Annotated in this window: 10 protein-coding genes; 2 read left to right on the forward strand and 8 right to left on the reverse strand. The window is 50.7% G+C overall.

The features are described from left to right. Positions 1–150: 150 nt before the first annotated feature. The 5 genes from DW826_RS16740 to DW826_RS16760 form a co-directional block, all read right to left on the reverse strand. Positions 151–1,893 carry a SulP family inorganic anion transporter gene (locus tag DW826_RS16740; protein WP_117485757.1) on the reverse strand — a complete coding sequence of 581 codons (1,743 nt, stop codon included), beginning with the start codon at positions 1,891–1,893 and terminating at the stop codon, positions 151–153. 323 nt (positions 1,894–2,216) lie between these two features. After that, positions 2,217–3,674: a cation:dicarboxylase symporter family transporter gene (locus DW826_RS16745; RefSeq protein ID WP_117485755.1), complete on the reverse strand. Its 1,458-nt coding sequence runs from the start codon at positions 3,672–3,674 to the stop codon at positions 2,217–2,219. 81 nt (positions 3,675–3,755) lie between these two features. Then, positions 3,756–4,487, reverse strand: coding sequence for a tRNA (N6-threonylcarbamoyladenosine(37)-N6)-methyltransferase TrmO (tsaA, locus tag DW826_RS16750; RefSeq protein WP_117485753.1), 732 nt, complete (start codon positions 4,485–4,487; stop codon positions 3,756–3,758). 130 nt (positions 4,488–4,617) lie between these two features. After that, positions 4,618–5,523: a patatin family protein gene (locus DW826_RS16755; RefSeq protein ID WP_242994131.1), complete on the reverse strand. Its 906-nt coding sequence runs from the start codon at positions 5,521–5,523 to the stop codon at positions 4,618–4,620. A 263-nt stretch (positions 5,524–5,786) separates the two neighbouring features. Then, the gene (locus DW826_RS16760) at positions 5,787–7,310 is read right to left on the reverse strand and encodes a 4Fe-4S dicluster domain-containing protein (protein WP_117485759.1); all 1,524 of its coding nucleotides are present in this window, start codon (positions 7,308–7,310) and stop codon (positions 5,787–5,789) included. 225 nt (positions 7,311–7,535) lie between these two features. Here DW826_RS16760 and DW826_RS16765 point away from each other — a divergent pair, with 225 nt between their 5' ends. Continuing rightward, the gene (locus DW826_RS16765; RefSeq protein WP_117485751.1) at positions 7,536–8,042 is read left to right on the forward strand and encodes a flavin reductase; all 507 of its coding nucleotides are present in this window, start codon (positions 7,536–7,538) and stop codon (positions 8,040–8,042) included. Between the two features lie 226 nt (positions 8,043–8,268). Here the strand turns inward: DW826_RS16765 and DW826_RS16770 are convergent, their stop codons facing one another. Further along, positions 8,269–9,405, reverse strand: a complete 1,137-nt coding sequence (locus tag DW826_RS16770) for an alanine--glyoxylate aminotransferase family protein (RefSeq protein WP_117485749.1) — start codon at positions 9,403–9,405, stop codon at positions 8,269–8,271. A 53-nt stretch (positions 9,406–9,458) separates the two neighbouring features. Next, positions 9,459–9,998 (reverse strand): ECF transporter S component, encoded by a 540-nt coding sequence (locus DW826_RS16775; protein WP_117485747.1) that lies wholly within the window; start codon positions 9,996–9,998, stop codon positions 9,459–9,461. A 195-nt stretch (positions 9,999–10,193) separates the two neighbouring features. Between DW826_RS16775 and DW826_RS16780 the strand changes: the two genes are divergently transcribed. Further along, a complete protein-coding gene (locus tag DW826_RS16780) occupies positions 10,194–10,412 on the forward strand; it encodes a hypothetical protein (protein WP_147327099.1) in 219 nt (72 codons plus the stop codon). A 90-nt stretch (positions 10,413–10,502) separates the two neighbouring features. Here the strand turns inward: DW826_RS16780 and DW826_RS18750 are convergent. Beyond that, positions 10,503–11,054: transposase (locus DW826_RS18750; protein WP_242994132.1), on the reverse strand; the 552-nt coding region annotated here is incomplete at its 5' end.

Raw genomic sequence — 11,054 nt, forward strand, 5'->3', positions numbered from 1 at the left:
TCAGCCACTTTCACGGCTGATCCGTGAATAATCTAGGTTTAATTTTTTCAGTCTGGGCTTCCCTACATATGCCAAAAAGAGCTGCTGACCCAAATATAGTCACACAGCTCTTTTCAGCTTTGCACAGAAAAACCTTCCTCCGCGCCTTATTTACTTCTCAAGCATCTTGTCCGCATGGTCAAGGGCTTCCTCAATATTCCTGCAGAAGTTTTCTCTTCCAACAAGATCAACGAATCCGGCTTTCTCCATCGCGCGCATCGGCTGCTCGTTGACATGGGACAGGATCAGAGTCACGCCGTTCTTTTTGCAGCGCTCATAGAGAGCTGTCATGGAGTTCATCGCCGTGCTGTCCGCCGCCGGTACTGCACGCATACGAAGGATCAGGCATCTTGTGCCTTCCCCCACTGTGATCTGATTGATGCGGTCAGCCGCGCCGAAGAATAACGGTCCTGTGAGCTCATAGACTGCAAGCTCCATCGGGATCTGGCGTAAATCTGCCGGGTTGATCTCCTCTGCCGCCGCCTTCAGCTGCGCTTCCTCTAAAGAAGGAATCGCATTTGCCTTTTTCACGCCTTTGGCAGCCTCCTCTTTCTCGCGCTTCTGCTCCTCAAGTTCCTCCACGTGAAGCCAGCTTCTGACTCCCATCTCGTCGCTCATACGCTTCATGAACAGCAGACAGGAAAGCACCATGCCCACCTCGATGGCTACGACAAGGTCGAAGACTACTGTTAAGAAGAATGTGATCACAAGAACTGCGATATCGCTCTTTGGTGCCGTCTTTGCGAGTCTTGCGAATGTTCTCCACTGGCACATGTTGTAGGCAACCATAAACAGGATCGCCGCGATGGTCGGCATCGGGATCCAGCTTGCGTACGGCATCAGGATCACAAGGATCAGAAGAAGAATGCCAGCATGGACCATTCCGGCTACCGGAGTGCGTCCGCCGTTCTTGATGTTTGCCGCTGTACGGGCGATGGCGCCTGTTGCCGGGATTCCGCCAAATAAAGCAGAAACAATATTTCCTGCACCCTGGGCCACAAGCTCTGTGTTGGAGCGGTGCTTTCCGCCGATCATGCCGTCCGCGACAACGCAGGAAAGCAGGGACTCGATGGCTGCCAGGATCGCAATGGTGAAGGCATCCGATAAAGAGCCCTGGATCACGTCATAGCTGAAGGCCGGCATGTGGAACGCCGGGAGCGCGTTGCTGACGCTGTAGAGGTCACCGATGGTGTTGACCTGTAACGGGAGGAATTTCACCATCACGATACCGGCGAGAACTGCCACTAAGGATCCCGGGATCTTCTCCGTGATCTTCGGCATCACGATGAGGATCGCCAGACAGACAAGACCTACGATCACCGCATGAACATTCATGGTTCCGAAACCCGCGGCGAAAGCTTTTAACTTCTGCATGGTCTCGATGGTCTCCATGCCTGCCGGGTATGTGACACCAAAGAAATCCTTTAACTGTCCGATCACGATGGTCACCGCGATACCGGAGGTGAATCCGGTGGTGATCGTAAACGGGATAAACTTAATTAAGGAACCAAGCTGGCAGAATCCCATGATGACAAGGATGATACCTGCCAGGATTGTTGCGACTGCCAGTCCTTCCACACCGCTTCTCGCAACGATACCTGCTACGATCGTAGCGAAGGCCGCTGTCGGTCCTGCGATCTGTACCTGGCTGCCTCCTAAGAATGAGATCACAAAGCCTGCCGCGATGGCCGTGTAGATTCCCTGCTCCGGACCCACGCCGGATGCCAGTGCCAGCGCGATGGATAACGGAAGGGCGATGATGGCTACGATGATACCCGCTACGACATCAGACATCAGCTGGACACCGGAATACTTCTTCAATGTTGTAAACAACATTGGACGTATCTTTTCCATACTCAAACTCTCCTTTTTTCTTTTCGTGTTCTAAATATAGTAGGATCTTTTTTGTTTTCTAAAGAATTTACCTGAAATTTCTTTTAAAACAAAAAATAACCGCCAGCCGTAAAAAGACCGACAATTACCTATTATACAGAAAAATAAGGAGCTGTCCAGTTTTTTCGGGATTTTAGCGGAAATAGATATATTTTTAACAGGATGCGCAGTATGATGACTGATCTTATGCGATCAGGAACCGGGCAACCGCAGTTTCTTGCAGGTAAATGGAGGCAGAAAAATCCCCGCACATACCTCTGCCAGGCACATGCGGGGATCTATGATTACTCTGCGTTTTCTTTTTTAGTTTTAGCATTGATACCGGATTGTTCCGCACTTCGTGCTCCCACAATCCTTTCGCTCATGTCGTTATACGCATCCATATTCAGATTTCCCATCAGCTTATCCACCACAAGGGCATTCGTCAGGGAACCTGTGACGTTGATCATGGTTCTTGCCATATCGATGATCGGATCAATCGCTAAGATCGGGCTTACCATACCGAACTGGGCGCCCATGCCGACGCCGGAAAGTCCGACGGAAGCTGCCATCGTGGCTGTTCCCGGGATACCAGCGATTCCAAGAGAACCGATCGTAACGACAAAGATCGTCATCACGATCATCGTGATATCGATCGGAGTTCCTGTCACGTTGCAGACATAGATGATCAGGAGTGACGGGAAGATACCCGCGCAGCCCTGCATTCCTGCGGTTGTACCGAATCCGGCTACAAAGCTTGCGGTACCCTGGTCAACACCAAGCTTCTTTGTCAGTGTCTCGATCGTCATCGGAAGACATCCGACACTGGAGCGGGAGGTGAATGCCATCAGCATGGTCGCAAAGGATTTCTTTATGTATACGACCGGATTCAGACCGTTGATCACAAGGAAGAGGATCTGAATGATAAACTGAACGACAGCCGCCACATAAAGCGCGATGATAAATTTTCCGACTTCCAGGATGGAGGAGAGACCTCTCTGCGCGATCGTGTTCGCGAGGAGCGCCATCACAGCCCACGGCATGTAGTCGAGGATCAGGAGCGCCATATTGATCATCGCCTTGTGAGCCGCGTTGATCAGGTCGTATAACGGCTTCGCCTCTTCCTTGCTCTCATAGTTGATCCACCAGATCGCAAGACCCAGGAATCCGGAGAAGATAACGAGGCCGATGATGTTGCTGTCGACCATCGCCTGCACGATGTTTCCCGGGATCAGGTTTTTGATGGTCGTAGCGACCGGGGTAATATCCTTAGCAGTCGCGGTTCCATCTTCCACGATCGCTGCGCCTTTTCCGACACCGAACAGCGTTCCGATCACGATACCGGTCACAGATGCGATCGCAACCATCCCCATTGTGACTAAAAGTGTCTTTTTTACGAGCTTCGCCATGCTGCTGCCCTGCTGCATGTTGATGATCACCTGCATGATGGAGATCATGACGAGCGGGACAACGATCATCTTGATCAGGTTGATGTAGCCGCTTCCGAACATTGCAAACCAGGTTGTCGTCTCTGCGACGAAAGCAACTTCCATCGGTTTATCCGGGAATCCGGCCACAAACTGGATCGCCAGGCCGAGGACAAGTCCAAGTCCGGTACCGATCATGACTACGGCAGCAAAATCCATGTGCTTTTTATGGTAAAGCACATGGATCAGATAAAACAGAGCAGCGAGAACAGCGAGGAACGCGATCGTCCGAACGTCGCTGATCATCAGAAACTGCTTTAAAAATACGTTTTCCATCTTCTTTTAACTCCTGGTGTTTTCCAACTTCCTTGTTTTTGGTTTTTGTCCAACTGCACAAATACGGCAGTCCGGATTTTTTTACTGCGAAGAGTGAATTTTCTCCACCTGCTTCACATAGAGCGTCTCTCCCGAAACCGTGAATTTTACCTCATACCCGGCAAATTCCATCCCGTAGACCCGTGCCGGATCTTCCTGGTAGGACGGACGCGGATCCTGGGAAAGAACGGTGCGGAGCGGGGCGCGTTTCTCCTCCGGAAGGAGTGTTAAGAACTCCTCCGGGATCCGGACATCGAGCCCGTATTCCTTCGTCTGGTCCGTAAACCCGCCCTTCGCCTCCGGATGGCTGTCCGCGAAGGGAATATACGGCTTGATATCAAAGACCGGCGTCCCATCCATCATATCCGCCCCTGTCACCACAAGGACCGGCATTCCGTTCTCCCCGGTTTCCACCGCCTTTAAGCGGACCACGGAGAGCCCCAGTGAATTCGGGCGAAACGAAGATCTCGTCGCAAACACGCCGACTCTCGTGTTTCCGCCGAGCCGCGGCGGGCGGACGGTCGGAGACCACTTCTTCGGATCCCTCACATTTTCGGAAAACTCCCAGATCAGCCAGAGATGGGAGAATTCTTCGATCCCGCGGACTGCGTCCGGATTGGAAAACTCCGGTTCAAATACGATCCGAGACTCCAGCTCTCCTGTGAGGCCGCTCTGCCTGGGGATCCCGAACTTTGTCGGAAAATCCGTGAGGATCCTGGCAACTGGGCGGATCCTGTGATCCGTATTTCCCGATCCCGATTCTTTCACTGACATAGGCGCTCTCCTTCCTTCTTTTCACTGACTGTTTCCTGTTCCCGGTCTTGTTTTTCACCGGTCACACGCTGGATGCCAGGAACATTTTGGAAATTCCGACTGTCCCATCATTTCAGGACACAGATCCTTCTTATCCAATATCGAGCCATTCTTTCAACGCAGCCATCTGTTTCTTTGCGTCGAGAACTCCGACCTGATACGTCTTTTCGATCTCCTCTGCACTTCTCGAAGTCCTGCTGATCGTGAGCGGTACACTCGGCCGGATCACAAAGATCTTTCCTTCTTTTTCCAGATTCTCGATCCTGCGGATGCTGCGGTTGTACTCCACCGAGCGGTTCTTTAACACCTCGGCAAATTTCGGGTACTTCCGGTACATAAGATCCGCCATCCAGGCATTCTCCGGCTTTTTCCGGTACTCCAGATCACGGGTCAGAACGACAACATCCTTTGTAAAACCGAGTTTCATGAATGCCTCGACCGGAACGCTGTCGGTACAGCCGCCGTCGAGAAGCTTTCTGCCGCCCAGCTCCACAAACTTTGAGACATACGGGAGCGACGCTGACGCGCGGATATAATCGATATCCTTCTTCATGTCATGAAGCTTCGCGTAGACAGGTGTTCCCTTCTCCACATCGCTGCAGACCACATAGAAATCCGTTTTCTCCTTATTGCGGTCGAACGCCTCATAATCATAAGGATCCAGGACCTCCGGAAGTTCATGGTAACAGAAATCCGTGTCCACAAAGTTTCCGGTCCGTATCATGTTCTCAGCGCTCATAAAGCGTTTGTCCGCACAGTATTTTTTATAATACCGGATACTTCTCCCCCGCTGCCCGGACAGGAAACTGCATCCATGGACTGCGCCTGCCGAGACACCGATCACGCCGTCAAATTCAAGCCCCTCATCCAGAAAGACATCGAGCACCCCCGCGGTATAGATCCCGCGCATGCCGCCGCCTTCGAGAACAAGACCTGTCTTATTCTTTGCTCTATCTTCACTTTCATTGTTCAAAAGCTCTTTTCTCTCCTGCTCCAATGTTTTTTCCTCCTTTCATAAAAGGGTGTCGGATTCCTATTTTACAACGAATGCGGCTCCCCGTCAAGGAAGCCGCATTCTGCAAGTCCATATAAGTTTTATCATCGGTTACAGTACACGGGCACTCCATGCCCGCGCACTGTAACTGGATTTTGCCGATGCTTCGCATTCCGAATCGGCAAAATACGCGGTCATAACGGTATCATACGGAATTTTCAGTTCAGAAAATTCCTACCCATGAAAAGTAACTATCATCGTTACTTTTAATCGACCAGTTTATCCAGTTCGCTCACATACTCGGTCTTGTCGCTCGTCACATGCCCGGCTTTTCCCGCATAGAGATTTACCGCAACCTGAGATTTTTTGACCGGCTGCATCGTTCCGGCACCTGCAACGCAGCCGCCCGGGCATGCCATTCCTTCCAGAAGATAGCCGTTGTACTTTCCGGCTTTGGCGAGCTGAAGGAGTTTCTTGCACTCCTTTAAGCCTTCCGCGTTCGCAACCTTGATCTCCTTCTCCGGATACATCTGTGCGATCACATCCACCACGGATTTCGCGACACCGCCGGCAACCGCAAAGTTTCGTCCATCCTTCGATGCAGCATTGACTCCGCCTTCATCCTCCTCGATATTTTCGATGTCGACATGGCGCGCATCAAAGATTCCCGCCATCTCCTCGAAGGTCAGGACAAAATCCACATCGCTGCGCACGGAAGTCCGCATCGCCTCCAGCTTTTTCGCCGCGCACGGTCCGATAAAGACAACTTTCCCTTTCTCATGTTTCTTCTTAATGAGTCGCGCTGTCAGCGTCATCGGTGTCAATGCCATCGAGATGCAGTTCGAGTAGTCCGGGAACAGCTTTTTCGCCATCACCGACCATGCAGGACAGCAGGAGGTCGCCATAAACGGAAGCTGTTCCGGAACTTCTTTCACGAAGTCCTCCGCCTCCTGGACTGCACATAAATCCGCGCCGATGGCAACCTCAAAGACATCCGCAAATCCGAGCGCTTTCATAGCCGCACGGAGTTTTCCGGGTGTGACCTTCTGTCCGAACTGACCGACAAACGCCGGTGCCACAGCCGCATAAACGCGCTCGCCCGTCTGGATTGCGCGGATGACCTGGAAGATCTGGGATTTGTCTGCGATCGCACCAAACGGGCAGTTCACAAGGCACTGTCCGCAGGACACGCACTTATTATAGTCGATATCTGCCTTTCCGTTCATGTCGGAGTGGATCGCATCCATGCCGCACGCCGCCGCACACGGACGTTCCTGGATGATGATCGCATGGTACGCACAGACATTGGCACACTGTCCGCACCGGATACACTTATCCGGGTCGATCTTCGATCTTCCGTTCGTCCGGTCAAGCGTCACGGCATCCTTCGGGCAGACCTCCACGCACGGATGTGCCAGGCAGCCCTGACAGCCGTCTGTCACGTAAACACGCTTTTCCGGACATGCGTTGCACGCAAATTTGATCACGTTGATGAGCGGCGGCGTGTAGTAAGTCTCCGGTTTGTCCGCCTCCTCGATCCCTGTTGAGACAGGCGCCGGATCCGCTGCCCCGCGGTACGGAAGTCCCATCGCAAGCCGCAGTCTCTCGCTCACGATCGCCCTCTCCAAAAAAACATCGTTTCTGAAATTTCCGACTTCTCCCGGAATGATCTTATACGGAAGCTCCTCAATCCGTTTGTCCACCGGCCATTCCGTGTGATACGCCATTCTTGCCACTTCCCTGAAGATCCGATGGCGGATCTCCTGGATTCTTGTCTCTACGCCTCTCATAAGCTTTCCTCCAATCATGATTGTCCTCATGGATTTCCCTGTCTTGTTAAAAATATAACACTTATATTACGTTCATTCAAGCATAATTTTCTCTTCCATTCATGAATTTTTCCGCACCCTGCACAGTTTTTTTCATAAACCAGCCCTCATGATACAAAGCATTTGCATTTTATTTTATCTCATTCTATAATGAAAGCAGTTTTATCATTGAAAGGAGATTTTTCCATGGCATTCAAAGAAGTTGATATCAAGAGTCTCACCTTTAATCCCTTTACAAAGATCGGTTCCGAGTGGATGCTGATCACTGCCGGCGATCAGTCCGGATACAACACCATGACCGCAAGCTGGGGCGGTCTCGGCGTTCTCTGGGGCAAAAATGTTGCCACCTGCTATATCCGCCCGCAGCGCTACACAAAGAAATTCGTCGACGCGAACGATACCTTTACCCTGTCCTTCTACGGACCGGAGCACAAACAGGCACTCTCCATCTGCGGTTCCAAATCCGGTCGTGACTGCGATAAGGTCAAAGAAGCCGGTCTGACCCCGTACTTTGTTGACGGTACAGCAGCTTTCGAGGAAGCGGACATAGTCTTCGTCTGCAAGAAGCTCTACGAGGATGAGATCAAGCCGGAGAACTTTATCGCAAAGGAGAACGATGGAAAGTGGTATCCGGAGAAAGATTACCACACCGTTTATATCGCAGAGATCACAAAAGTTCTTGTGAGAGAATAATTCTGCGTTTCCAGCCGGACGTGTGTGAGACTTGGCGCATAATTCCGGTCGGCACAAGCCGGTAGATTCCGATAATCTATATCAACATAAAAAGACCTGCAGATTTTATACATTTCTGCAGGTCTTTTTCGTTTTATGCATTTATCATATTTTCTTTGATCATCCGATAAAAACGTAATCCTTACCCGTGAAAAAACTGCCATAGCAGCATTCTGCCGACATTCCTTTACTGCTCGCTCATCTTCCTGTCATACGCCTCTTTCAGGCTGCACTTCAGCGTGATCCCCAGATCTTTGAATACCAGATCCAGACCGGCCATCACGGCTCCCACTTTCTCCGGATAGGCGTTTTCGCCCATATGCCCGATGCGGATCACTTTCCCCGCAAACGCGCCGAAGGATCCGGCCAGCATGATGTTGCATTTTTCCTTCATCGCGGTGAGGATCGCGGTGTCCGTGGTCCCTTCCGGGACATTGAATACCGTCACAGTGTTGGAAAATCCTGTCTCCTGGTATAATTCCAGGCCGGCTTCTTTTACTGCCGCCCGGACCGCATTTCCGATCTTTGCATGCCGCTCCAGCATATACGGATCATTTTTAATGTTATCGAACGCCTGTCTCAGTCCGTAGATATCGCTGATCGGCATCGTATACGGGAACCACTTTTTCTCATAATAGCCGTCAAACGCCAGGATGTTCGCATAGAAGGACGCGACCGGTGTTTTCCGCGAATGCATCGCCTTGTAAGCATCCGCACTGATCGTCACAAAACTTAATCCTGGAGGTGCGGAAACCGCTTTCTGGGATCCTCCGCAGAGAAGATCGATCTGATAATCGTCCACCCGCATCTCCTCGCCGAACATGGCCGAAACGGAGTCCACCAGGGTCAGGATCCCGTACTTCTTTAACAGCGGGCAGAGCTTTGAGACATCATTTAACATCCCGCTTGGAGTGTCACAGTGTACCAGCGCCGCATATTTAAAGTCATGATCTTTTTCCAGATATTTTTCCAGTTCCGCCACATCAAACGCGTTGCGGTAGTCGGTGGAGTAAAGAACCGGCTCTCCGCCGTACATGGTCACGAACCCGGCAAAGTCTTTTCCGTATTCTCCGTTATCCATTACAAGCACGCGGTCTCCCTTTTCGGTGAGCGTCGCACAGGCCGCTTCCAGTCCTAAAATTCCTTCTCCGTCGAGGATCAGCGTCTCATTTTTCGTATGAAGGAGCTCGCTGATCTCCTCACAGGTCTCCTTGTAAAAATCATAGAAATCGGCATCCAGATCCGGATTGGTGCAGGCAAGCGCCCGCGCCTGCCGTACATTTTCCCTCACCTGTGTAGGGCCGGGTGTCATGATATCGTACATAATCTCTTCCTTTCTCTCGCCTGCAGGATCAAATCCCTGCCCGGAGCTTCCTTTTATTTTAAGACAGGGCGCAGGATCTTGCGAAGCGGCTCAATGCAGATCATAACGATTACAGCTGCTGTGCCGATCTGGACCAGATTTCCCGGGATCGAAGCAACCGGGGCAAACACGTTGTGATAAATGATCACTTCTGCGATATAGTATCCTACAACCTTGATCACGCACGCAACCGCGATCGCGATCGCATCTCTCGTTAAGCTGTGGTGTCCTTCTGTGATCGCGCCAACTGCGTAACCCATCGCACCTACGATCACGAACGTAAACGGCGCCCATGCCGTCCAGCCGGATAACAGATCAAACAGTCCCATACCAAAAGCGCCAGCCAGCATGCCGGTGCGTTTTCCAAGCAGGATCGCGCAGATAAATAACGGTACATTTCCGAGATGGATCAGTCCTCCGTTTGCCGCGATCGGGAGTCTCACATTTACAAAGGCTGTAAATACATACGTCAGCGCAATAAACATTGCATCTAAAACGAGTTCTTTTGTGCTGTATCCTTTTTTTGCAGCCACTGCTGCCTGGTTTGTGCTCATATCATCATTCCTCTTTTCCCGATGAATGTACTCTCAGGGCCCTTGGAGAATGACATCAGGCTTTCTTTTTGTATTTGCTGTATCAGCTTAGCCTTATGATATATGATATATGGACTTTTTAAAACAACCAGTTTTTGTTAATTTGACCAGTCCAGATTACCGTATTTCTCTTGTTCGCCCAAAATACAGCATATCATGGTCGGAAGTCATGAAGAACTCTACAGAGCAATGGAAACGGACCGGGTCGACCTCGTACTGAATGACCAGAGACGTGCATTTTCTGACCGCTACAACAATGAAATCCTGGCTGAAAGCCGGATGTATATCGAAATTTCCAGCCGAAATACGCTTGGACGTCTGGAAATGATCGATGTCGCTGAAGTGACATACTCCCACCACTTAGCTCACGCTTGAAGTGGGGGCTTCTCGTTCGATTGCCCCGTTGGGCAAAGCATTCACGAGCGATCCCCGTGTGTCCCACGGTTCTTTTTGTCTGATATATTTTTATGATGCTTTTTCGCTCTTTTCTAATATGATCCCGGACATTCTCAGACCTTCCCTGCAGATGTTGACTGCCGCATTTTCATCACGGTCCATCCGGTTTCCGCAGCTGCAAAGATATACCCGATCTTCCAGTTTCAGATCATGTTTTATTTTTCCACAACAGCTGCATGTTCTGGAACTTGGATACCAGCGGTCGATGCGGACAAGCTTCTTCCCTTCCCGTTCCAGTTTATACTGCAAAAAATCTGTGAACATTCTCCAGCCGTTATCATGGACACTTTTTCTAAAATGATGTTCCCCACTCATCGTCTTCAGATCCAGATCTTCGATGCATACGATATCATAGAAATTGGTTATCTTTCTTGATTCTTTATGCAGATAATCTTTTCTCTGGTGAGCGATATGTGTATGGATCCGCGCCACTTTTTTCTGCTGTTTTTTGTAACGATTGCTCCCCTTCCGGCAATGGCTCAGTTTTCTCTGCGCCTTCGCCAGTTTTTCCTCGCTGTTTCTGAAATAGTGCGGATAACCTGCATGTTTTCCATTGGAATC

The sequence above is a fragment of the Clostridium sp. AM34-11AC genome (genome assembly GCF_003435375.1).
GTDB classification, from domain to species: domain Bacteria; phylum Bacillota; class Clostridia; order Lachnospirales; family Lachnospiraceae; genus Pilosibacter; species Pilosibacter fragilis.